Source organism: Microbulbifer aggregans (assembly GCF_001750105.1).
In the GTDB taxonomy this organism is placed as follows: Bacteria; Pseudomonadota; Gammaproteobacteria; order Pseudomonadales; family Cellvibrionaceae; genus Microbulbifer; species Microbulbifer aggregans.
On the sequence record NZ_CP014143.1, the window covers coordinates 69,257 to 91,586 of the forward strand.

The following is a 22,330-nucleotide window of genomic DNA, read 5'->3' on the forward strand; positions in this document are numbered from 1 at the left end:
AGCGCGCGCCAGTATTCGTCCGGTCACTGTCACCACCGACCGCGACGATGGCATCCCACGCGCCCCGGCTCAAGTGGACTGGCGCCATTGAATGACACAGTGGAGGTTGCAGAAGTTGAAGATTAAAGGGAGCTTGCGGCTGCGCGGACTTTTCACCGCGGTGATGATGTTGCTCTGTGCCGGTTCGATAGCACAGGACGAGCGGGTGCTGTTCCGCATGACAGGCTCCAACACCATTGGTGCAGTACTCGCGCCGATGCTGGTAAAGAGTTATCTCGACGAACTCGGTGCCACATCGATTCGACAGCGCAGCGAAGGTGAACGCCACTGGATCCGTGCCAGGCTGGAAGGACAGGATATTGTCGTGCCTATCATTGCCCAGGGTTCCAGTACTGGCTTCAAGGCACTGGATAACGATACGGCAGAAATTGCCATGGCGTCGCGGCGCATCAAACCCGCAGAGATCGACAAACTCGCCCGATTCGGCAGACTGTCTGGTGCCGAGGCCGAACACGTGATCGGCCTCGACGCCCTGGTAGTGGCGGTCCATGCCAGCAACCCCATCACCCAACTGACCATCGGCCAGGTGCGCCAGATCTACAGTGGAGAAATCCGCAACTGGCGTGAACTGGGCGGCCCGGACCTGGCGATACGTCCCCTGCACCGCGATATCGAGTCCGGAACCCGCGCGACCTTTGATAGGGAAGTGTTTGGTGGCAGCCGCCCTGCTGCAGCGGGTGTCTATGAAGTCTCCGGCAATGCGGAAACTCACCAGATTGTGCTGCACCAGCGTGGCGCTGTTGGCTACCTGCCCTTCGCCGACGCCGCCGATGTCAAAAAGGTGGCCATCAAGGCCGGTGAGCTGGCTGCGGTGGTGCCTGACCGCGGCATCGTGGCCACGGAAGATTTTCCCCTGACCCGGCGCCTGTACCTCTACAAAAACCCGAGCAACTACAACCCCCACGTGGACAGCTTCCTGCGTTTTGTAGAGGGCGAGCATGGCCAGGCCGTGGTGGCCCAGTCCGGACTCATCAACCTCACCCCGGTGGCACTCTCGATGCCCCCCTACCCCAACGCCCCGGAGGCATACCGCGAACTGATGGAGCGCGGGCAACGCCTGAGCATATCCTTCCGCTTTGCCGATGGCAGTACGGAGCTGGACAGTCGTGCGCTGAAAGATCTTCGCCGACTGGAGCAGTACATCGAGGAGTCCGATCGAAACCTTAACCTGACACTGGTGGGTTTTTCCGACCGCAAAGCGAATGAGAAAATTTCCGACATCATTTCCCGCTTCCGCGTCCTCAAGGTCCAGGGGGCTCTGCTGCGGGACCATCAGCTCGGCAACAGTAATATCCTCGCTCTCGGTGCCTTTGCCCCCCTGACGGCCGACAGTGAACATGCGCCAGTGAAAAATAGCCGGGTCGAGGTCTGGATCGATACCGGCAACGTAGAACCTCACTGACCCGGAGGGAGAGAGTGGTCCGGAGCGAAACCCCGCCACTCCCAGGGGCGTCTATATTTGTAATGAGCGGCCAGCACTTTGCATTTGGACCACTGACGCGCCGCTCATCATAGATTGAGAGAGATAAACAGAGCGTTCGCTTTACGCAGGGCAAGCTCGATGGCCGCTCAAACCATCCGCGAAACAACAGGACTCATACGCTCCAACATGGCCCATGCCATGCGGCTGCTAGTAGCTGTTTTCTGCCTGCTGGCACTCACCAGCTGCTCCAGTATTCAGTTCGCTTACAACCAACTGGATACCTGGCTGCGCTGGCAACTAGACGACTATGTCGATCTCAACAGTGGCCAGAAGAGCCAACTCTCGACCTCACTGGAAAGCTTCCACCGCTGGCACCGCCAGACCCAATTGCCCCGCTACGCCGAATTCCTGGATGAGCTGGCCCTGGAGGCATCCAATGGCGATCTTGAGGAACTCTCACTTCCCGCCATCGAAGAGGACGTCAACCAATTCTGGGATACCAGCAGCAACCAACTCTTTCAGCAGTTACTGCCTCTGACCGCAGAGCTCACTCCGACCCAGATCGATGAGTTGGAGCAAGCCCTGTTCGAAAAACGCATGGAGTCAATGGAGAAGTGGCAGCGCTCGCCGGAGAAAGTCCGTGAACGGCGCAACAAACGCATCCGCAAGCAGAGCCGGCGCTGGCTGGGCTCAGTCAATGACAGGCAGGAACAGCTCATTGCCGCCTTCGTCGACCAGGTTGCCTACAATCCCCTGCTCCGAGACCAGCAAAGGCAGATCTGGCAGGCCCGCTTTGTTTCCCTTCTGCGGGAAAAACCGCCTGGCTACCAGGACAAGCTGCTCGACCTGATGCACAACCCGGAGCAACTCTGGTCAGACGGTTATCGCCGTATGCAGGCAGAGCGCCGTGAGCAGGCCATGAAGCTCAGCCGCGAGTTGCTGGCCAGCACCACGCCGGCCCAGCGCCGCCACCTGACCGAAACTCTGCAGGACTACGCCACAGATTTCCGCACCCTTGCCCAGCGCTAAACGCACTTTCTCCTGACTTTCCTGACCACAAGCCGCTTTTAGATTTCACCGCTGGCGAGTCCTCACCACGGCTGATAAGCTCGCCGCTTCCATTTAGCGAAGCGAGGAAAACCCGTGCGTATCGACTCCGCCACCCGAGATCAGTTACAGGCGTGGGAAAAAGAACTGAGTGCGCAATACGAGCGCATCTGCCAACACGAGCTCAACCTGGACATCACCCGGGGGAAACCCTCCGCGGTACAGCTGAGCCTGTCCGACAAGCTCGATGGCCTCCTGAACGGTGATTACCGCGCTGGAGACGGAACCGATACCCGCAACTACGGCGGCCTGGACGGCCTGATCTGTGCCCGCGAGATGGGCGCTGACATCCTGCAGGTACCGACCAGTGAAGTCATCGCCGGCGGCAACAGCTCGCTGACCCTGATGTACCACGCGGTCCTCACCGGCTACCTGTTTGGTTTTGCAGGCAACACCCCCTGGCGCGAGATGAAGGAGCCGAAATTCCTGTGCCCTGTGCCCGGCTACGACCGCCACTTCGCTATCTGCGAGCAGCTGGGTATCGGCATGGTCAATGTACCCATGACGGCTACCGGTCCGGATATGGATGCTGCAGAGCAGCTCGTCAAGGAAGACCAGGAAATCATCGGCATGTGGTGTGTGCCGAAGTTCTCCAATCCTACTGGCGTTACTTACGACGAAGAAACCGTCGAGCGACTGTCCCGCCTGGGCAACATCGCCAATCCCGGCTTCCGCATCTTCTGGGACAACGCCTACGCCATCCACGACCTGGGACAGCAGGTCAACCTGCCAAATATCCGCACCGCCACAGTTGAAAATGGCACCGTAGACTCGGTCCTGCAGTTTGCCTCGACTTCGAAGGTGACCCATGCCGGCTCCGGTGTGGCCTTCGTCAGCGCCAGCCCGGCCAACCTGGCCTCTCTTAAGGAGCAAATGCAGGCCATGACCATCGGCCCGGACAAGGTGAACCAGCTGCGCCACTCGCGCCTGTTTCCTGAGTTCTCCATGCTGAAAGACCACATGAAGAAGCACGCCGACATCCTGCAGCCCAAATTTGCCTGCGTGCTCAAGCACCTGGAAGATGCTTTCGCTGACTCTGATCTGGGTAAGTGGGAAACACCGAAGGGCGGCTACTTTGTTTCACTCGACACCCGTCCCGGCTGCGCCAAAGCAGTGGTCAAGCTGGCCGCGGATGCCGGTGTGAAACTGACTCCGGCTGGTGCCACCTTCCCGTATGGCAAGGACCCGGAAGACTGTAATATCCGCATCGCCCCGAGCTTCCCGCCGCTGGAAGAGCTGGATACGGCCATGTCGGTGTTCGTGTTGTGTGTGAAGCTGGCCAGTGTGCGCAACGCACTGCAATCTTGATAAGCGGCCAGACAACAGCCTGATGAATCACTCAGGCTGAATCAAAGGTAAAGTGCTGGGTCGGCCATTTCGAAACCGTCGGCGACAGGGACGTCGCCGCCGGAGCATGCACGGAGGTAGTTGTGCGCTTTCGAAATGGCTGGCCCAGTGCTTTACCGCCACCGCCCGTCATCGATAAATATCACCGCCTGCCAAAACACAGTTCAGACGTCGGCCAGATACCGTCGGGCAAACTTCGGATCCACCTGTTCCAGGTCTACCACCACCAGGCCGTCTACCGAATCGCAGAAATCCGGATCCACGTTGAACGCATGAAAACTAGTACCGCCCGGCTTGGTGACCGACGCGTACTTCTTGAACAGCGGCGGCAACACCACACCTTCCTCTTTGAGCAACGCCTTTAGCTGAATCATATCCTGGACCGGATCGCCACTCAGAGCCGGCAGGTCTTCGCGCGCCTCAGCAAAGGGTATCCGGGCATCACCCAGGGGCGCATCAGTGGCATAGTGATGCAGGAAATAACGCACGATGGCCGCCTTGGCCCGCGCGGAAAAATCCCCGGGCATGGAAACCGGCCCGAACAGGTAGCGCACCTGATTGCGCGCAATCCACTGGCCAATACCACACCACAGCAGATCCAGCCCCCGACCGCGCCAGTAGGCCGGCTGCAGGAAGCTGCGGCCCAGCTCCGCCGATCCGGGCAGACCGTCCCGTGGCGGCTGTCGATAGTGGAAAAGCGTATTGCTGTAGACCTGCTCCGGCGTCAGTCCAGATGTTTTCGCCAGGCGATAGGCACCCGCGATCTGTTGCGCATCTTCATCCCATAACAACAGGTGATCGTAATGGGCATCGAAAGCATCCCAATCCCGGCTGAGACCGGTGCCTTCCCCGACAGCACGGAAGGTAATTTCCCGCAGCCGGGAAAGTTCACGCATCACCGGGCAGTCCGGCCGCTGCCGATACAGGCGCACCGTGAAATTACTCTGGCGGACCAGCTCTTCACAGGCAGAGATCACCCCCGCCACTTCCGCCGCCGGTTCGGCAGTCGCAATCGGTTCCGGCCCCAGGGCCCGCGGTGAGCGATGCAGCTGGTAGACATGTTTGCGCCACAGGGCCGCCTGAGCCCGGGGCGCCAGCGGCCACTGTCGTGCATGCTCGGCGGCAACCGGGTTGCCGATACGTATATCGATGCTGCGTCGCTGCTGCTTGAACATTTCCCGGATCAGCCACAGGGTCGACAGAGGGCGATTGACCATGGACAAGCCGTAAAACCACCAGGAATTGCGGCCGCGTACCTGTATGGGCAGAATCGGCGCACCGGTCTTTTCTGCAAAGCGTACAAAACCCGGGTTCCAGCGGCCGTCGCGTACGCCTTTGGCGGTCAGGCGGGAAACCTCCCCGGCCGGGAACACGATAATCGCACCGCCTGCATTCAGGTGCTGGTATATGCCCTCCACATCGCCGCGGCGGGTGCGGCCATTGAAATTATCCACCGGCAGCAGGTATCCCCGCAGTGGCTCCAGATTCCAGAGCAACTGGCTGGCAATGGCCTTTACGTCCCTGCGCACCCGCGCCACCATATCGATCAGTGCCAGTCCGTCGAGACTACCGAGTGGATGATTGGACACGATCACCAGTGGACCGCTGGCAGGTATGCGCTCCAGCTCCAGCGGGTTCACGTCATAATGAAATTCAAATGAGTTGAAAACCTGACGGATAAAGTCCAGCCCACCCAGGTGGGGATACTGGCGGCCAAAGGCCTGCAGCTGCTCCTCACAGCAAATCTTCTTCAGGGCCGCCGTCGCCAGCTTGCGGGTCGGCCTTTCCGGCGCCTGGCTGAACCAGGGGTTCTGCTCCAACAGGGATTCCAGTTGAATCATGCTGCCACGGCCTCCGTCATGATCCGGGAAATTTTCGGTGAGCGGTGCCAGTTCAGCAGGTCCAGTTTTCCGCTCTGCTGCTCTACCACTGCGGTCATGGAGTCCACCCAGTCGCCACAGTTGGCGTAGGTGATATTGCTGCCTCCACTATCGGCTTCACGAATCGAGGCACGATGAATGTGACCACAGATTACGCCGTCGACCCCTTTTCTGGCTGTCTCGCGAATGGCCACATCCTCGAACTTCTCCATCATGCGGCGTGCAGCATTGACGCGATTTTTCACGTGATTGGCCAGTGACCACCAGGGCAGGTCGAAGCGGCCGCGCCAGTAATTGATCCAGCGGTTCATACGCAGCAGCAGGTAGTAGCTCTGGTCACCGAGGTGATAACTGATGGGGTTGATGGAAATCTGGTGCTCAAACTGGTCGCCGTGGGTAACCCAGTAGCGCCTGCCGTCCGCGCTTTCGTGCACACAGTCCCGCTCCACACGGATATTGCCCAGCCGCTTGCCGGCCCAGCTGCGCATGGGAGCATCGTGGTTGCCGGGCACGTAAATGACTTCCGGTGTCTGGCTGCTGAGCTCCGCCAGCATGCCCATCAGCATGGAGGAGTTGTGGCACCAGCTGCCCTTGCCCTGGGCCATGGCCTTCATGTCGAAGATATCACCGACCAGATACACGGTATCGGCGCGATTCTGGTCGAGGAAATCAGCCAGCCGTTGCGGCTCGCTATCCTTGCTGCCCAGATGCACGTCGGAGATCCACAGTGCGCGGTAGCGGTTGCTCATGGCAAAGCCCTGTTTATTGCTTTGCGCATACTGTGCCGGCGAGAAATGACAGAAAGGAGGCCGTTTTTTGACCGTTCTATTGCATAGGAGGGGCTTTCTGCAGAGCTACGCCTGCGGGGCAGCTTCTAACTAGCTGTCGGGTAGAGCCTCTTTCTTTCCATGACAGGCGAGCTAATTGCGAACCCGCTCGATCTGCTCAAACCGCGAAATGCTCGCCAGGTAATCCTCCCAGCTACTGGCCAGCGCCTCTGTCTGGAAGCGCTTGTACTTCTCCCTGTCCAGCCAGAATACCCGGGTACGCACCCCCCGCAGGTTGACCAGCGGCAGGTTTTCTATGGCTTTGGGGCCAGCATCGAAAACCGAACCGGCGCGGGAGTTCTGGATCATGTCACTGACGATGGTCAGCCGCACATCCCCTGCCCGCTGATCAATACGGCGCAACGCAGCCACATCGGAAAGTGCTTCAAAGATCGGGGATTCCTTCTGTTCGCTACCGGCTACTACCGCGGCGACAGCCGTTTCAAGCGGCGCCGAGAACCTCTGTGAATAGAGTCTTTCGATAAAGGTACGATTGGAAGTCAGCACATCAGCGTCATCGGCAGAGGGCGGCTTGCACAAATCGACGACCGGCTCCGAGAGACCACTGTACTTTTCATCCAGCACAAAGATCGAGAAACGGTCGTTAACCCGGGCATCCTCGAGTAATCCAGAGATATGGGTCTTGAGAAAATGCGCCTGATGGGCCGACAGCGCGTCGGAGACATCGATGATCATCAGATGGTGAGCGGCACGGGGAAGATGCTCGTTGCAAAGCGAGACCCGGTCATAGTCTTTTTCGGGGGACTGCACTACCTGCAGGATGAAAATCGCCAGTGCGATCAGAATCGTCACGCCCATGCCGAAAATGATAATGCCGCGCTTGTCCTCGCTGGACATACCACGACTGGCTCGCCGAACTCTCCGCGTCATCAGGCACCCCCAAGTCCATTCTCGCGCTCGATATCGGCTACCAGAATGCTCAGTTTTTTCTGGGCTGCTTCACACTGCTGGTTGATACCTGCCATGGCATCCGCATAGGCCTGCTCCAGCTCGGCAAACATCTTGTCGAAAGCATCGAGATCCGCTTTGTGTTGCGAGAGCCCAGTGGTGTTGAGTCTTGGTAGCGTGTCCAGCTCGAAACGGAGCAGCTCGCCAAAGTAGGCGGCACGGCGGTTCATCATACGCGCGGAATAGGACTGGTAGTAACGCACCAGTTCGTCGAGCAACCCCTGGGCCTTGACGAGATCCTCCTCATAGTGAGTACTGATTTCCTCACTGCGCTCGATGCTGGATTTGAAGGCAATGTACTGTGAGCGAATCTCCTTCTCTTTTTCGGCGAGATCCTGTCGCGCCTCTTCGGCCACCTCATTCAGTTCATCAATGGCATCGGTGCAGGTGTGGGCCCACTTATCTCGCAGTGCTTTGGTCCGACGTGTCATGGCGGTAAAGCCCGGGTAGCGGTCGTCCACTACAAAGAACTTGGCGGTGAGCAGGATCAGGGCAATGGCACTGACAATTACCATGATCCAGGCGTTGAAGTCATGGATACCCAGTGGCGCACCCCAAAGGTTCATCACTGCCAGCTTGGAAGCCACAAACGGGTTCAGCTCCAGTGCCTCCCGGTAGTGCCCGACACCGAGAACGAATGCGGTGGCGAGCATGGCAACACCGGCGAACAACGCTGTGGATAGCAACTTGCGGCCCGGGTTTCGATGGAAAACGCCGCGAAGGGAGAAGGCCGCGAAGGCCGCTAGCCCCAGGTTCACCAGCGCGATGATAAATGCCTGAAAGAAACCACCCACCAGGCCCAGTTCACTGCCTTTGGATAGGAAGAAGGAGTTCAGTGCTGTTTCCGCAATGACAATGAAGAAGATGATGGCGTAGTGCAGGATCTTCGACTCGCGGTAGATGGCCTCGCGGGTGAGTCCATTGCGGTGCTTGAAAATTTCCAGGTCGGTGCGCACTGCAGCGAACTCCCTCGCCGTCCGCTTCAGATCCTGGGCGATAGTGGCAAACCGGCTACTGAACTGCTGGCCGACGCTACGCTCGGTATGGGTGATTTCCTGATAGAGCTGACGGATATCCACGTCTTTGCGCGCTTCCACCTGTTCATCCAGCTGGCTCTGGCGGTCGGTGTGCACGCGCCCGATGATCTCGCGGATCACGTAGGAACGCAGGCTCTCCTCGCTTTCGGTATGACTGATTCTGTCGACCTCAGGAATACCCGCTTTCACGTCTCTCTCAACGCGTTCTTCGAGTCTGAGGGCGGAGATGGCGGCCTTGGTTGCCGGAATTGTGCTCATGACTTCACCTAAAAGACATCCACTACATTTAGGTCGCAGATTTGCCATGATGCTGTCATCCTGGCGAGTCTGATGGCGCTCAGTTCGTTCAAGTGGACAGCATGGCAGTGTTGCCGGGCAATACATTCCCGGACAGCTTGACGGAAAATTTTCCGTACTTTCCTTTCCTGTACCTTTGAGAATAGCTCCCGCACGGAAGAGATTAGCCGGATGCGATGAACCGCAGCCGCCGCCGAGGAATTTCGCGCCTTATTTGATGACCTACGCTCCCTCCCTTGTCAGCGTATCAGGCCGCCGATTCTGCCACCGGGACAGCCGGCAACTATGATTACTGTCCGGCACCCCGTTGAACCAGGCCATGCTGATTGCCCACAAGACCATGCGGATTCTGGAGCTGGTTGTACTATTCGGCGCCATCCCTATCGCCCTGTACTTTTACCGCTCGGAATCGGCCCCGTACATCATCACCCTGCTGCTGTGTGCACTCGCCTGGTGTTTCACGCTGCTGCTGCTAGACCCGCGTTTCAAGCGGTTTCGCCTGTGGAACCTGGACAAGTTCCGCCAGCACCTGCCCCAGGTTCTGCGCACGTTTGCCCTCGGCGCCCTGATCATCACCGCTGCCAGCTGGATCCTGGCCCCTGAGTATTTCTTCGCCCTGCCGCTGGAACACACCGGGCTCTGGCTGGGTCTGCTGGTGCTTTATCCACTGCTGTCAGCCTGGCCGCAAGAACTGATCTTTCGCACCTTTCTGTTTCACCGCTACAAGAGCCTGGTGCACAGCAAGCAGAGCCGGGCCCTGATCAGTGCCACCAGTTTTGCCTGTGCTCACCTGGTATTTGCCAACTGGATCGCCGTGGTGGGCTCGTTCTTTGCCGGCCTGCTGTTTGCGCGCACCTATATCCGCTCCCGCTCGACCCTGCTGGTAGCGGTAGAACACAGCCTCTGGGGATGCTGGCTGTTCACCGCGGGACTTGGAGTACATTTCGACAGCAGTATGATCGGCAGCACATAGGCGCACTGCCGGCTGCCGCAGCGCCAGGCGTAACAATAACTTCGCCACAGTACCGGCGGGGAGAGGGAGAGACCGCTTACGGAGACGGGAGGAAAGCTGTTCGCGAGTGAGGAAACAGGGACGGCGGCAGCAGGACACTGCCGCGAGCAATCAATCGGTATCGACGGGCGGACGCATCGGTGCAGGGAAAGGGAACTGGGTAACCTTGTCACCCTTGACCTCGACGATCTTGCCGGTGCCCTCTTTCTCCACCTCATCGATGCGCACGATGCTGTGCATGGGGATATAGGAGCGGGTAACCGAGGCAAATTCGGTCTTCAGCTTCTCCTCGCTGGGGTCCACCACCAGCTGGGATTTCTCGCCGAACACGAACTCCTCCACCTCGATAAAGCCATACATCTCGCTCTGATAGATGGCCCGGGCGTAAAGTTCGTAAACCTGGTTTTGGTTGTGGAAGATGACTTTGTAAATCGGGTTCGCCATAGGGTTCTCTGACATGGGCCCATCTGGACCACTCGGACACAGGTCCCGCGGGGCCACTGTAAACCAGGGGCACGGAGCCTGCTACAACTTGGGACTGGGGCCGTACGCAGTACCCCCTGCCTAAAAAGCGCGCAAGGATAGCATAAATTGACCTGTGGACATCAACCCGACTAACGGGTCAGAGACTGGAAGAGAACGTGACAACTGCTATGATGGACTATCCGCCCGGCAAGTGGTGCATATGAGGTCAGCCGGGTCTTAGACAGTGTCACAAGGTACCAAAGCCTCAGTCCCTATGCGCCAGTTAATCTCTGAACTCAAGCGCCGCAACATTTTCCGGGTCTCCGGAGTCTATGTTGTTGTCAGCTGGATCATTATCCAAATCGCCGTTGCCGTGGAGGCACCGCTAAGCCTGCCAGGCTGGACCGACACCATGGTCATCATCCTGCTGGCTCTGGGGCTACCCATCACCATGGTGTTCACCTGGGCATTTGAGATCACACCGGAGGGCCTCCGGCGTACACGCATCGTTGAGGATGACGCCCTTAACGCGCGCCTGCGCATCACCGACGGGCTGCTGGCCGTACTGATCGTCGCTCTGATTGGCGTATCGGCTGCCCCCTACCTCGCGCATTGGAATAACAGTGATCTCGAACCAACCACCCGCTCACCTTCAATCGCGGTATTACCGTTTGTGGACATGTCGCCGGACAAAGACCAGGAATACTTTTCCGACGGTATTTCCGAAGAGATTCTCAACGTGCTCGCGAAAACCCCGGGGCTGCAAGTAGCCGCGCGAACCTCCTCCTTTGCCTTCAAAGGACAAGACCAGGATATCCGTAAAATTGGCGAAACCCTGGATGTAGCCCACGTACTTGAAGGGTCGATACGCAAGTTTGGCGACAGGATAAGGATCACCGCGCAGCTGATCCGTGCCGACAATGGCTACCACCTCTGGTCGGAAACCTATGACCGGAGCCTGGCTGACATTTTCGCACTGCAGGATGAAATTTCCGGTCAGATCCTCTCCGCCATGGAAGTGCACCTGCTTGGGCAAAAACCGGCCTCCAGGAGCAACCAGAACCTGGAGGCCTATGACCTCTACTTGCGTGGCAAGCACCTACAGTCAAAGCGCACCAAAGAGAACCTTCTGGCTGCCGTGCCCTTTTTCAAGGAGGCCGTCGCGCTAGCCCCGGACTTTGCCGAAGGTCACGCAGCACTTGCACTCAACTATATGCTGCTCAGGAGAGGCACGGGCAACTATGGAGAGTTCACCAATGCACAGGCTAGAAATCTGGCCATGCCACATTACGAAAAAGCCAGGCAGCTTGCTCCTGAATTACCTGAAGCCCATGCGCTCAGCAACTTTTTGGGTAATACCCCGCAAGAAGTGCTTGCAGGGCTGGACCGCGCCATCGAGCTAAACCCCAACTATGCGGAGGCACTGGTCTGGCGCTCATCGTACAAAATCAACCATGTTAATTTTTCCGAAGGGCTCAGGGATCTGGAAAAAGCCCGTGAGATCGACCCACTTTCACTACTGATCAACACCAATACAGTATTGCTAAATGCAAATTTTGGAAACCTGGGCAATGCAAAACGGGCCGCACAGACATTAGCATCCATCGCGCCAAACTCACCTCTGACCGGCCAATCGCAGGTGATAGTCAACATGATGGAAGGGAATTTCTCCAAGGCGTTGCTGATTGCGATCAACCTGGAACGCAATGGCGACTCAACGCTGAACACCAGGGCCTGGCTAAGTATCTTTCTCTCGGGATTGGGCTTCTATTCTGCCGATCTGGTCAGCGACGAAGAAAATGAAATCCGCCTTTACTGGCAGGCCAGCGAGCGTTGGAGTTTCGGCCACATTGAAGCCGCAGCAACGTTCAGCAAGAAAATTCAAGAAACCCACGCTGATGATCCATTCTCTATCATCCAATACGCAGGTCTCCTCAACCTGCAGGGCAGGCAGGAAGAGGCCCGTAAACTGTTGGAGCCCATGATTGCCAGCGGAAACCAAAAGACAGTGCCGCCGTGCATGCCGGATCTGCAAATTGTCCTGGTTGAACTCCAACTGGAAAAAGAGTTGATCCAAACAGGCAGGTTATGCGGGCCGCGCTTTGATACCCGCCGCGCCAATCTCAGCTGGGAAGTACTGCAACGGGGCTTCGCCTACTTTGCCATTCGTGGAGAGGTCGACAAGGCTGTTGCCCTGCTCGAGGGGTCCGTCAAAAAAGGGGCGCCGATGCTCTTCGGCGATATGCGCAAGGCGCTGCCGTATATAGCTGACGACCCACGGGTAAAGCCTCTGCTGAAAACCCTCGATCAGCGGGCCTCGCAACTGCGGAAGACTCTGCTTTCGGAGTTGCAAGTAAGCGCACCAGAAGTCCATGCACAGATCCTGCTCGCTGCCGCATCGGAATGACCTGAAAAACCGGCCCGGCACCCCGGGCCTGCCGCTGGTACTTCTGCCCTATACCGCTATAATGCGCCGTCCACAACCCGCTGAACATTTTTTGACCAGGTACCCATGACTCAAACCATGACCGTATCCGAGCAAAACGCCCTCGCCGAAGGCGAGCGCAAGACCAAAAAGCTCTACATCAAAACCCACGGCTGCCAGATGAACGAGTATGACTCGGCGCGCATGCGCGATCTGCTCGGCGAGTCGCACGCGATGGTTACAACTGACGATCCCGAGGAAGCCGACGTCCTGCTGGTCAACACTTGTTCTATCCGCGAGAAGGCACAGGAAAAACTGTTCCACCAGCTGGGCCGCTGGAAGCACCTCAAGGAAAAAAATCCCGATCTGGTGATCGGTGTCGGCGGCTGCGTGGCGAGCCAGGAAGGCGAGGCGATCGCCAAGCGCGCGCCCTATGTCGACCTGATTTTCGGCCCACAGACCCTGCACCGTCTGCCGGAGATGATGGAGACCCGCCAACAGAAGAGCGGCGCTGTCGTGGTGGACGTGACCTTCCCGGAGATCGAGAAGTTCGACCGTCTGCCCCAACCGGAGGCAGAGGGCGCAACCGCATTCGTCTCCATCATGGAGGGCTGTTCCAAGTACTGCACCTTCTGTGTGGTGCCTTACACCCGCGGTGAGGAGGTAAGCCGTCCGGTCGCTGACGTGCTGGAAGAAGTGGCGCATCTGGCTGACCAGGGCGTGCGCGAGGTGAACCTCCTGGGCCAGAACGTGAACGCCTACCGGGCCCCCGGCGACGATGGCCAGATCGTGGACTTCGCCGAGCTGATCACCTACGTGGCGGCCATCGACGGCATCGACCGTATCCGCTACACCACCTCCCACCCGGTGGAATTCTCCGATGCGCTGATCGATGTCTATGCCGAGGTGCCGGAGCTAGTCAACCACCTGCATCTGCCGGTACAGAGCGGTTCCGACCGCATCTTGATGGCCATGAAACGCGGCCACACGGCGCTGGAGTACAAGTCCAAGATCCGCCGCCTGCGCAAGATCCGCCCGGATATCTGCCTGTCTTCTGACTTTATCATCGGCTTCCCCGGTGAGACCGACAAGGACTTCGAGGACACCATGAAACTGATTCAGGATGTCGGCTTCGATATCTCTTTCAGCTTCATCTATTCACCGCGCCCCGGCACGCCGGCCTCGGATCTGCCAGACGACACCCCGGAAGAGCTGAAAAAGCAGCGCCTGCAGCTGCTGCAGCACCGCATCAACCAGCAGGCGGCGGAAATTGCCCGCCGCATGGTGGGCAACACCGAGCGGGTTCTGGTCACCGGCGTCTCCAAGAAGGACCCGGGCCAGCTGCAGGGCCGGACCGAAAACAACCGCGTGGTCAATTTCCGCGCCGACGATATGGCGTTGATTGGCAAATTCGCCGATGTGGTGATCGAGGAAGCACTGCCGAACTCCCTGCGCGGCACCCTGATCACCTCAGAACTGGATGGTCCGCTTTTCTGAAGAGTCGAGCCGCGAGACCGTCGGGGCTGTCGGCCAATTGGTCACAGCCCCGAAACTGTAATACCCCTATGTTATAAGCGGTTTTTACAGTTAGAAGGTATTGGTCATATCGCGGCCTTTCCCCTACCGGGAAAATCGGTATACCCTAGCAGTGAATCCCCCAGTTAAAGGTGCCGGAAACCAATTTGGAAACACATACCCTCGCCCACAGCATCACCCTCGAACCCAACGACGCGCGCCGCCTCGCCAATCTCTGCGGCCAGTTCGATGAACATCTGCGTCAGATAGAACAGCGACTCGATATTGAAATCCGCAACCGCGGCAATGAGTTCGCCTTTTACGGTGAACCCAAGAGCGCCCGCGTCGCCGGTGAACTGCTGAATTTCCTCTATGGGGAAACCGAGAAGCGCGATCACCTGACGCCCGACGAGATCCACCTGGCCCTGCAGCAGTCCGGCGTTGAGGAACTGCTGCAGAAGAGTGAGTCCGAGAGCGACAGCGATGCAGACGAGGTTGTGCTGATCCGCACCAAGAAATGCTCTGTGCGCCCCCGGGGACTGAACCAGCGCCGGTATGTGCGCGCGGTACAGACCAACGATATCAACTTCGGCATCGGCCCTGCCGGTACCGGCAAGACCTACCTCGCCGTCGCCTGTGCTGTGGAAGCACTGCTGAAGGACGAGGTTGAGCGCATCCTGCTGGTGCGCCCTGCGGTGGAAGCTGGCGAGAAGCTGGGCTTCCTGCCCGGCGACCTGAGCCAGAAGGTTGACCCCTATCTGCGTCCGCTCTACGACGCCCTCTATGAAATGCTGGGTTTCGAGACGGTAGGCAAGTTGATCGAGCGCAATGTGATCGAGGTGGCACCGCTGGCCTACATGCGCGGCCGCACCCTGAACAACGCCTTCGTGATCCTGGACGAGAGCCAGAACACCACCCGTGAACAGATGAAAATGTTCCTGACCCGCATCGGCTTCGGATCCACTGCGGTAATTACCGGTGACCCGAGCCAGATCGACCTGCCCCGCGGCCAGGCGTCCGGCCTGCGTCACGCCATCGAGGTACTGGGCAAGGTCAACGGTATCAGCTTTACCCATTTCGGCGCCAAGGATGTGGTGCGCCACCCACTGGTTCAGCGCATCGTCGAAGCCTACGATATCCATGAAGCGGCTCGTGAAGCTGCAGAAAAGCGGAGCGAAGACGCGGCCTGAGGCCGCGCTCCGTGAGCCCCGGATATGCCGGAACTTCACCTAGACGTACAGCGGGCCAGTAGCGCCACGAACCTCCCGTCTGACGAGCAGATCCACCACTGGGTACAGGCAGCGCTTGGCGCCCACCGGGAGGAAGCAGAACTGTCGGTGCGCATCGTCGATGAAGATGAGAGCCAACAGCTCAATCGCGACTATCGGGGCAAGGACAAGCCCACCAATGTATTATCCTTCCCGGCAGACCTGCCCGCAGATGTGGAATTGCCGTTGCTTGGCGATCTCGTGATCTGCGCACCCGTAGTCACCAGGGAGGCGCGAGAGCAACACAAAGCGACCTCTGCGCACTGGGCACACATGGTGGTCCATGGCACACTGCATCTTCTGGGTTACGACCATATCGAGGATGCCGACGCGGAGCTCATGGAAGGCCTGGAAGTGAAGGTGCTGGCAGGGTTGGGCATTGCCGACCCCTACCAGCCCGCAGACCGATCGACAGAGGCCCCCCGGGCCTGAGCGGCCGCAAGGCGTTTTTGAGACACGACGAGAGAAACCGGAGCATGGCCACATCCATGACCACAGACGAACCCCCAAGTAGCCAGTCTTCCGGCAAGCCCCGATCGGGGGAGAAGAACTGGCTGGAAAAACTGTTCGGCGCCTTTTCCGCCGAGCCCAAGTCCCGCGACGAGCTGCTCGACATCATCAAGGATGCGGCAGACAACAAGCTGGTAGACGCCGAGGCCCTGTCCATCATCGAAGGCGCTCTGGACGTCTCGAGCCAGCAGGTGCGGGAGATCATGATTCCCCGCTCGCAGATGGTGGTAGTCAGCCTCCAGGATACGCCGGAAGAGTTTCTGCCCAAGATCATCGAATCCGGGCACTCCCGCTTCCCGGTGATCGGCGAGAGCATCGACGACATTCGCGGCATATTGCTGGCCAAGGATCTCCTCCCGCTGATTCTCAAGGGCCTCGAGGGCTTCGAGCTCGAAAGTATCATTCGCCCCGCCAATATCATCCCCGAGAGCAAGCGCCTCAACATCCTGCTGCGGGAGTTCCGCGAGAACCGCTATCACATGGCCGTCGTGATCGACGAGTATGGTGGTGTCTCCGGCGTGGTGACCATCGAGGACATCCTCGAGGAGATCGTCGGTGAAATCGAAGACGAGACGGACGAGGAGGAAGCGGATAGCTTTATCCGCAAGGTGGGCGACAATGACTTCATCGTGAAGGCCCTGACCCCGATCGAGGAGTTCAACGAATATTTCGAGAGCGAACTCAGCGACGAGGAGTTCGACACTGTCGGCGGCCTGATCATGCAGTCATTCGGCCACCTGCCGAGTCGCGACGAAGTGACCGACCTGGGGCACTTCCGCTTCCGGGTCCTCTACGCCGATAATCGCCAGATACACCTGTTGCGAGTGAGCCGCCAACGCCGGCAGCCCCGCGAAGAGGAGTAAACAGCGTCGCCCGGGTGCCCTGCAGGCGCGGGGCGCCAGTGAGATAAAATCCATGCGAAAACTGTTTCTACCCCTCGCCAGTGCCGCCGCCGGCGGCCTGATGACACTCTCATTTGCGCCCTTCAGCTACTGGCCTACCGGGCTGGTTTCGCTGACCCTGTTTGCCTGGCTGAATTTATACGCCGCGGATACCGGCCGACTGGGAAAGAGAGCCGGTTTCTGGCTGGCGTTCTGTTTTGGACTGGGACTTTTTGCCAGTGGCGGCTCCTGGGTCTACGTGTCGATTACCGATTTCGGCGGTTCCTCGATGGCACTGGGCCTGCTACTGACCGGCGGATTCGTTGCCATCCTGGCCGCCATCCTGGCACTGCCATTCCTGTTGATCGGCCGCTTCACCGGTAACCCGCTGAGCTTCGGCCTCGCCTTCCCCGCCCTGTGGTTCCTGAGCGAGTGGCTGCGCACCTGGCTGTTCACCGGCTTTCCCTGGTTGTTCGCCGGCTACGCCCACATCGACACCTGGCTCTCAGGCTGGGCACCGGTTCTGAGCGTCTACGGCATCGGCCTGCTGCTTGCACTCAGCGCCGCGGTCATCGCACTCTTGGCCGCACGCAAACTGCCCCTCCGCCAGCAAAGGGCCAACCTGGCACTGCTGATCGTCGCTGCGTTGACCTGGCCCGCGGGCGCCCTGCTATCCCATGTGGAGTGGACCGAACGGGGCCAGGAAATCACCGTGGGCCTGGTACAGGCCAACATCCCTCAGGAAAAGAAGTGGCTGCCGGAGTTTCGCGGAGAAACCATCAGCCGCTACCAGGAGGGCACCCGCGAGCTCGCCAGCCAGAACGTGGACGTGATCATCTGGCCAGAGGCCGCACTGCCGCTGCTATACAGCCAGGCTCCAAACCTCATGCAGGCACTGCAGAGGAATGCCGAGCAAACCGGCATCGACCTGATCAGCGGCATTCTCTACGACCGCATCGAAACGCCTGAGAACGGAGCTCCGCGGAGGCTGGTACACAACTCCGCCGCCGTATTCGGCCGCAGTCCACATGTCTACCACAAGCGCCACCTGGTACCCTTTGGCGAGTATGTGCCGCTGGAGGATTGGCTGCGTGGCACCATCGAGTTCTTTGACCTGCCCACGTCATTTATCCGCCCCGGGCCGGATGAACAACAACCCTTGCTGGCCGCCGGTGCCGGCTGGGCTCCACTCATCTGCTACGAAATCGTCTACCCGGCACTGGTGGCCGAGAGTGCCCTGACCTCGGATATCCTCCTGACCATCAGTAACGACGCCTGGTTCGGCGCCTCCATCGGCCCCCTGCAGCATATGCAGATGGCGCAGATGCGGGCTCTGGAGACCGATCGCTATCTGGTGCGCGCCACCAATACCGGGGTCACGGCCATCGTCGACCCGCACGGACGGATCACCGAACGCCTGCCCCAGTTCGAGCGCGCCATCATGACCGGCAAGGTTGCGGCGAGAAGCGGTGCCACCCCATTCATGCTATTGGGCCTCTGGGGAATGCTGGCGCTCGCCGTCGCCATGCTCACCGCAGCACTGTTAATGCAGCGTGCCCGCAGAATTCAGGGAGAGCCGGCATTCACCGGTGAGGCGGCGGACGGCAACTGAAACCGGCAGCCGCCTCAGCGCGGATAGTTCGCTACGCCGTAATAACGCATCGAATCCCCTGAATCGGGGCGCCGGCTAACCGACTAAAAGGGAATGCGGAATTGAATAACATCGATACCGGTGTTGAGCCGGGTCAGGCTAGCACTGGATAGATGCTGGTATTCAAGGGAAAAGCCCCGGAAGTCGATACCGACACCGGTTCTGAAATTGAAATGGCCAACCAGCGGGGAGCCATCCACGTAGGCCAGTCCCACCCGACCGTAGACGCTGCCCCGGCACCATTCCCAGCCAGGGCGCAACATGCGGGTAATCGAGGCGGCGTATCCCAATCGCTCCTGCGCCCCCTCTGAGGTATCTCCCTGACCGAGAATGACCCCACCCAGTTCCCATCGCTGGTGACGGATGGAAACTTCCGCTGCAGTCATATCACCGTTGAACAGGGTCTGGCCAAGACCGATCGAAAAAACATTCTCGCGACTTTCCTCTGCAACGGCTGAACCGACAAGTGCCAGCCAAATCACCGGGATACAACAAATCCCCGCTACCCTTGCAAAGGCCCTGCTCAACATCCTATGTACCTCTACTACGCAGGTTACGGACAAAATCCTTTTGCCCATAAAGTGTTCGCAGTATAGCAAACGATGCGACTGGGCCGCCGTAGTCGAAATGCTTCAACAAACCCATTGGCTAAGGCCAAATCAATACGGCATTTACCAGGCCTGAAACTGCAAGCAGGCGCCAAAATACACCAGAGCAAGAATTGATTGGCTTACACTGCGCAAGAATGCTTATAAATAGCCTGCAAGCCGCATGAATACTGCTACCGGCTGCTATTATGCTGACCAATAAATGAATAACGGCACGGATGCCCAACCTATGCATTGTCTTATCACCGGCGGCACCGGCTTGATCGGCCGGCATTTTTGCCAGCAATGGCTCGCGCGTGGCGATTCCGTCACCGTGCTGAGCAGGCAACCGGAGAAGGTGCGTGAATTGTGCGGTGAGTCCGCCACCGGTGTGGCCGAACTCCATCAGGTCGAAGAGCCGGTCGATGTAGTGATCAACCTGGCCGGCGAACCCATCAGCCACCGTTGGACGGAAAAGCGCCGCGACGAGATTCGCAACTCCCGCATCGACACCACAGAGCTGCTGGTGCGCTGGTGCCTGTCTCTGGCACAGCGACCCAAGTTCGTGCTCTCCGGTTCCGCAGTCGGCTACTACGGCGACCGGGGCGGCGACCTGCTGAAAGAAAGCAGCCCACCCGGTGGAGGATTTGCCGCCCAGCTATGCCGCGACTGGGAGGCAGCCACCATGCCCCTGCAGCAGGCGGGAATTTGCGTGGGTATCATGCGCACAGGCATCGTGCTCTCCACACGCGGCGGCGCACTCACCCAGATGCTGCCACCATTCCGGCTCGGCGTCGGAGGCCCCATGGGCTCCGGCGAACAGTGGATGAGTTGGATTCACGAAGACGATATTGTCGGGCTGATGCTGCACGCTATCGATCGACATGTTTGCCTGCCGTTCAACGCCTGCGCCCCGGAAGCCGTGACCAATAACAGCTTCTCACGGCTGCTGGCAAAGCAATTGCACCGGCCCTGCCTGATGCGTACACCGGGCTGGGCACTGAAGCTGATGTTCGGTGAGATGGCAGAAGAGTTGCTACTGGCGAGCGGCCGGATGGAACCGCGCACCGCACTGGATACCGGTTATACCTTCCGCTTTCCCACCCTCGAAGCGGCCCTCGCCGACCTGCTGGACAACCGCCAGCCTCGCAAGGCTCAGGCCTGAATCATCACAATGCCGGCCTTGCCGGCGAGAGTCAGGCTGCCTCTTCGCTGGTCTCCAGAGCCTCCATCAGGTAACGGCGACCAGATTCCCCCACCACCGGTTCGGCACTGCACTCCATTGGGGCAGAGCCCACCCAATGGGCATGCCAGCGGTACCAGCTGGGGTTGCCGGCCTCAAGTCGCAGCTCGATGAAGTCTGTCTCAGCCGGATCGATACGAAACTCCCGCACGATCTGCCCGGCAAAGGTCTCGAAGTTCTTCCGTACCAGAATGCCCGCTTCGCTGCCGGCGGTGAGAAAGACCAGCTCGCGGCCATCGCGACGTACGCGGCGGAAACCGATCTGCACCAGACGATTCAGGCGGTTGTGAAGCTGAAGGGGAGAGAAAGACGCTGGAAATCCGGTCATCTCAGCGGTACCTCTTTTATTCTTATGGTTGCTATCCACAGCCACTGCTCCATAGATTTTTCACTACTTGGCGCCACCGTGGGCTTAACATCGTAGGCCCCTTTAACAGGGCCCGCCAAGGCGTAATCGTGACCAAAACCGGAGTTCCGGCCTGTCTATTGACGCCAATTATTCGTGCTTATTCGGCGATCCATTGGATCGCGTTATCCGCTAGTCCTGTGAAGACGGACTGGGACGTTAGTTCCTCAACATTCGTTTTCTGGCGGCATAGGCCTCCAGTAATACCACCACTGACCGAGTAGCTCCCGCCAGTACACCTGGGTGCGCAGCATGGCCGACGCCGTGGGCAACCAGCCCAGCAGCCCGCCTTGTGCTCGCGGTAACAGCTCGTCAGCGCTACCCACGGCCAATGGCTGGACCTGCAGGCCGGCGCGGGCAAAGGCCCGGGCTGCGCGCGGCATATGCCACCAGTGGGTCACCAGGACGATGCTCTCAACACCGGAGTCATGGAGCATTGCTGCACTGTTAACGGCATTCTCCGCCGTGGTACGACTGCAATTCTCTTGCCAAGTCACCGGGCGCTGCAGCTGCTCCTTCATCATGACGGCCATCAGCTGCGCCTCCGCGTCCCGCTCTTCGGCGTATACACGCCCTCCCGAGACCAGTACCGGCAGCTGTGACGGGCCCTTTTGCACCGCCCAGAGCAGTCGCTCAAGGCTGGTGGCCGACAACCGTTCGTTACCGGTCTTCTCATCCCGGTAACGCCCCGCTCCGAGCACGACCACCGCCTGTGGGACAGCCTCGGCCGCGGTCGGCGCACGCCCGACCTGCTTGCCGAGCCAGTAAGAGAAGACCGGTGTCGCCGAAATCCACAGGACAGCGGCGGACAGAATAGCCACCGGCAGTGACAGTTTTGCGAAAATCGAGGACGAGGGCAGCAGCCACAGCAACAGTGCCAGCAACAGCCCCAGCAGCGGCGCCAGGGGAGGCATCACCAGTGTGGTCAGCGCAGCATGGGATTCCATCAGCGCTCGAGGCCACCACTGATCTGGCGGAATACGCCGTAGCCGCAGCGGTGGCAGGGTGTGATCTGGGCATTCTCCGGTGGCAGGGCCCGATAGCCACAACCCAGGCACTGCAGCTCTTCCCCGGCCGCCACCGTCTCTCCCGCCAGAGCCCAGGGCTGCCCCGCCTTGATACAGTGCATCAGCTTGGGCCAGGCGGTCTCGGTGGGGTCCGCCGCGTCCAGAAACCACTCACCGGCGCGTTCCTCCGTGGTCTTCAGCTCGCCACCGAGGCCACGCAGGTAGTCCGCGGCCCGGTGCAGGTCGTCCTTCAGCCAGGCGCGCAGAAACGCCATTTTGTTGGCCGTCAGGTCCTCCACGGCCAGCTCACCCTCGATCAGGTTTTCCAGATCCTGGCGCAGTTCTTCCGCCAGATCCTCCTCAGGGGGCAACTTCGGTTCCTTCGTCATGGCATCCCTCATATAATTCCGCGC

Annotated in this window: 20 protein-coding genes; 11 read left to right on the top strand and 9 right to left on the bottom strand. The window is 59.3% G+C overall.

What is annotated here, in order from left to right:
• Positions 1-115: 115 nt before the first annotated feature.
• From AUP74_RS00310 to AUP74_RS00320, 3 genes are all read left to right on the top strand, one after another.
• On the top strand, positions 116-1,462 hold the full coding sequence (locus AUP74_RS00310) for a phosphate ABC transporter substrate-binding protein (protein ID WP_158514518.1): 1,347 nt from the start codon (positions 116-118) through the stop codon (positions 1,460-1,462).
• 159 nt (positions 1,463-1,621) lie between these two features.
• Entirely contained in the window at positions 1,622-2,512 is an 891-nt protein-coding gene (locus AUP74_RS00315; RefSeq protein ID WP_145924268.1) for a DUF6279 family lipoprotein, read from the top strand.
• A 114-nt stretch (positions 2,513-2,626) separates the two neighbouring features.
• Positions 2,627-3,898: an aspartate aminotransferase type Ic gene (locus tag AUP74_RS00320; RefSeq protein ID WP_069945810.1), complete on the top strand. Its 1,272-nt coding sequence runs from the start codon at positions 2,627-2,629 to the stop codon at positions 3,896-3,898.
• Positions 3,899-4,101: 203 nt separating this feature from the next.
• Here AUP74_RS00320 and olsF read toward each other — a convergent pair whose 3' ends face one another.
• The 4 genes from olsF to AUP74_RS00340 form a co-directional block, all read right to left on the bottom strand.
• Positions 4,102-5,778 (bottom strand): bifunctional ornithine lipid synthase OlsF, encoded by a 1,677-nt coding sequence (olsF, locus tag AUP74_RS00325; protein WP_069945811.1) that lies wholly within the window; start codon positions 5,776-5,778, stop codon positions 4,102-4,104.
• Positions 5,775-6,566, bottom strand: a complete 792-nt coding sequence (locus tag AUP74_RS00330) for a UDP-2,3-diacylglucosamine diphosphatase (RefSeq protein ID WP_069945812.1) — start codon at positions 6,564-6,566, stop codon at positions 5,775-5,777. The genes olsF and AUP74_RS00330 overlap by 4 nt, the downstream gene beginning before the upstream one ends.
• Before the next feature lie 171 nt (positions 6,567-6,737).
• Positions 6,738-7,535, bottom strand: coding sequence for a hypothetical protein (locus tag AUP74_RS00335; protein ID WP_145924269.1), 798 nt, complete (start codon positions 7,533-7,535; stop codon positions 6,738-6,740).
• A complete protein-coding gene (locus AUP74_RS00340) occupies positions 7,535-8,908 on the bottom strand; it encodes a hypothetical protein (RefSeq protein ID WP_069945814.1) in 1,374 nt (457 codons plus the stop codon). Before AUP74_RS00340 ends, AUP74_RS00335 begins: the two co-directional genes overlap by 1 nt.
• Before the next feature lie 358 nt (positions 8,909-9,266).
• Between AUP74_RS00340 and AUP74_RS00345 the strand changes: the two genes are divergently transcribed.
• Positions 9,267-9,920, top strand: a complete 654-nt coding sequence (locus AUP74_RS00345; RefSeq protein ID WP_145924270.1) for a CPBP family intramembrane glutamic endopeptidase — start codon at positions 9,267-9,269, stop codon at positions 9,918-9,920.
• 150 nt (positions 9,921-10,070) lie between these two features.
• Here AUP74_RS00345 and AUP74_RS00350 read toward each other — a convergent pair whose 3' ends face one another.
• Positions 10,071-10,403, bottom strand: a complete 333-nt coding sequence (locus tag AUP74_RS00350; protein WP_193427346.1) for a DUF1820 family protein — start codon at positions 10,401-10,403, stop codon at positions 10,071-10,073.
• A gap of 295 nt (positions 10,404-10,698) precedes the next feature.
• On the opposite strand from AUP74_RS00350, the gene AUP74_RS00355 reads away from it, so the two are divergent.
• From AUP74_RS00355 to lnt, 6 genes are all read left to right on the top strand, one after another.
• Positions 10,699-12,831 carry a hypothetical protein gene (locus AUP74_RS00355; RefSeq protein ID WP_069945815.1) on the top strand — a complete coding sequence of 711 codons (2,133 nt, stop codon included), beginning with the start codon at positions 10,699-10,701 and terminating at the stop codon, positions 12,829-12,831.
• A gap of 105 nt (positions 12,832-12,936) precedes the next feature.
• Positions 12,937-14,346, top strand: coding sequence for a tRNA (N6-isopentenyl adenosine(37)-C2)-methylthiotransferase MiaB (gene miaB, locus AUP74_RS00360; protein ID WP_226999844.1), 1,410 nt, complete (start codon positions 12,937-12,939; stop codon positions 14,344-14,346).
• A 185-nt stretch (positions 14,347-14,531) separates the two neighbouring features.
• Positions 14,532-15,554, top strand: a complete 1,023-nt coding sequence (locus AUP74_RS00365; RefSeq protein ID WP_069948602.1) for a PhoH family protein — start codon at positions 14,532-14,534, stop codon at positions 15,552-15,554.
• A gap of 24 nt (positions 15,555-15,578) precedes the next feature.
• Positions 15,579-16,064 (top strand): rRNA maturation RNase YbeY, encoded by a 486-nt coding sequence (gene ybeY / locus AUP74_RS00370; protein ID WP_069945816.1) that lies wholly within the window; start codon positions 15,579-15,581, stop codon positions 16,062-16,064.
• A 44-nt stretch (positions 16,065-16,108) separates the two neighbouring features.
• Positions 16,109-17,005 carry an HlyC/CorC family transporter gene (locus tag AUP74_RS00375; protein ID WP_193427347.1) on the top strand — a complete coding sequence of 299 codons (897 nt, stop codon included), beginning with the start codon at positions 16,109-16,111 and terminating at the stop codon, positions 17,003-17,005.
• A gap of 52 nt (positions 17,006-17,057) precedes the next feature.
• Positions 17,058-18,635 (top strand): apolipoprotein N-acyltransferase, encoded by a 1,578-nt coding sequence (gene lnt, locus AUP74_RS00380; RefSeq protein WP_069945817.1) that lies wholly within the window; start codon positions 17,058-17,060, stop codon positions 18,633-18,635.
• 83 nt (positions 18,636-18,718) lie between these two features.
• On the opposite strand, the gene AUP74_RS00385 is transcribed toward lnt, so the two are convergent.
• Positions 18,719-19,156 carry an acyloxyacyl hydrolase gene (locus AUP74_RS00385; protein WP_069945818.1) on the bottom strand — a complete coding sequence of 146 codons (438 nt, stop codon included), beginning with the start codon at positions 19,154-19,156 and terminating at the stop codon, positions 18,719-18,721.
• Between the two features lie 355 nt (positions 19,157-19,511).
• Here AUP74_RS00385 and AUP74_RS00390 point away from each other — a divergent pair, with 355 nt between their 5' ends.
• A complete protein-coding gene (locus AUP74_RS00390; protein WP_069945819.1) occupies positions 19,512-20,426 on the top strand; it encodes a TIGR01777 family oxidoreductase in 915 nt (304 codons plus the stop codon).
• Positions 20,427-20,457: 31 nt separating this feature from the next.
• Here the strand turns inward: AUP74_RS00390 and AUP74_RS00395 are convergent, their stop codons facing one another.
• The 3 genes from AUP74_RS00395 to AUP74_RS00405 all read right to left on the bottom strand — a co-directional run bounded on the left by AUP74_RS00395 (position 20,458) and on the right by AUP74_RS00405 (position 22,306).
• Complete coding sequence (locus tag AUP74_RS00395) at positions 20,458-20,832, bottom strand: hypothetical protein (RefSeq protein WP_069945820.1); 375 nt, start codon at positions 20,830-20,832, stop codon at positions 20,458-20,460.
• A 245-nt stretch (positions 20,833-21,077) separates the two neighbouring features.
• Complete coding sequence (locus AUP74_RS00400; RefSeq protein WP_145924272.1) at positions 21,078-21,857, bottom strand: YdcF family protein; 780 nt, start codon at positions 21,855-21,857, stop codon at positions 21,078-21,080.
• On the bottom strand, positions 21,857-22,306 hold the full coding sequence (locus AUP74_RS00405) for a zinc ribbon-containing protein (RefSeq protein WP_069948605.1): 450 nt from the start codon (positions 22,304-22,306) through the stop codon (positions 21,857-21,859). The genes AUP74_RS00400 and AUP74_RS00405 overlap by 1 nt, the downstream gene beginning before the upstream one ends.
• Positions 22,307-22,330: the final 24 nt, after the last annotated feature.

Coding starts and splice junctions, on each gene's coding strand:
- AUP74_RS00315 (WP_145924268.1), top strand. CDS start 1,622: ATGGCCGCTCAAACCATCCGCGAAACAACAGGACTCATACGCTCCAAC.
- olsF (WP_069945811.1), bottom strand. CDS start 5,778: ATGATTCAACTGGAATCCCTGTTGGAGCAGAACCCCTGGTTCAGCCAG.
- AUP74_RS00330 (WP_069945812.1), bottom strand. CDS start 6,566: ATGAGCAACCGCTACCGCGCACTGTGGATCTCCGACGTGCATCTGGGC.
- AUP74_RS00335 (WP_145924269.1), bottom strand. CDS start 7,535: ATGACGCGGAGAGTTCGGCGAGCCAGTCGTGGTATGTCCAGCGAGGAC.
- AUP74_RS00340 (WP_069945814.1), bottom strand. CDS start 8,908: ATGAGCACAATTCCGGCAACCAAGGCCGCCATCTCCGCCCTCAGACTC.
- AUP74_RS00345 (WP_145924270.1), top strand. CDS start 9,267: ATGCTGATTGCCCACAAGACCATGCGGATTCTGGAGCTGGTTGTACTA.
- AUP74_RS00350 (WP_193427346.1), bottom strand. CDS start 10,403: ATGGCGAACCCGATTTACAAAGTCATCTTCCACAACCAAAACCAGGTT.
- AUP74_RS00355 (WP_069945815.1), top strand. CDS start 10,699: ATGCGCCAGTTAATCTCTGAACTCAAGCGCCGCAACATTTTCCGGGTC.
- miaB (WP_226999844.1), top strand. CDS start 12,937: ATGACTCAAACCATGACCGTATCCGAGCAAAACGCCCTCGCCGAAGGC.
- ybeY (WP_069945816.1), top strand. CDS start 15,579: ATGCCGGAACTTCACCTAGACGTACAGCGGGCCAGTAGCGCCACGAAC.
- AUP74_RS00375 (WP_193427347.1), top strand. CDS start 16,109: ATGGCCACATCCATGACCACAGACGAACCCCCAAGTAGCCAGTCTTCC.
- lnt (WP_069945817.1), top strand. CDS start 17,058: ATGCGAAAACTGTTTCTACCCCTCGCCAGTGCCGCCGCCGGCGGCCTG.
- AUP74_RS00390 (WP_069945819.1), top strand. CDS start 19,512: ATGCATTGTCTTATCACCGGCGGCACCGGCTTGATCGGCCGGCATTTT.
- AUP74_RS00395 (WP_069945820.1), bottom strand. CDS start 20,832: ATGACCGGATTTCCAGCGTCTTTCTCTCCCCTTCAGCTTCACAACCGC.
- AUP74_RS00400 (WP_145924272.1), bottom strand. CDS start 21,857: ATGGAATCCCATGCTGCGCTGACCACACTGGTGATGCCTCCCCTGGCG.
- AUP74_RS00405 (WP_069948605.1), bottom strand. CDS start 22,306: ATGACGAAGGAACCGAAGTTGCCCCCTGAGGAGGATCTGGCGGAAGAA.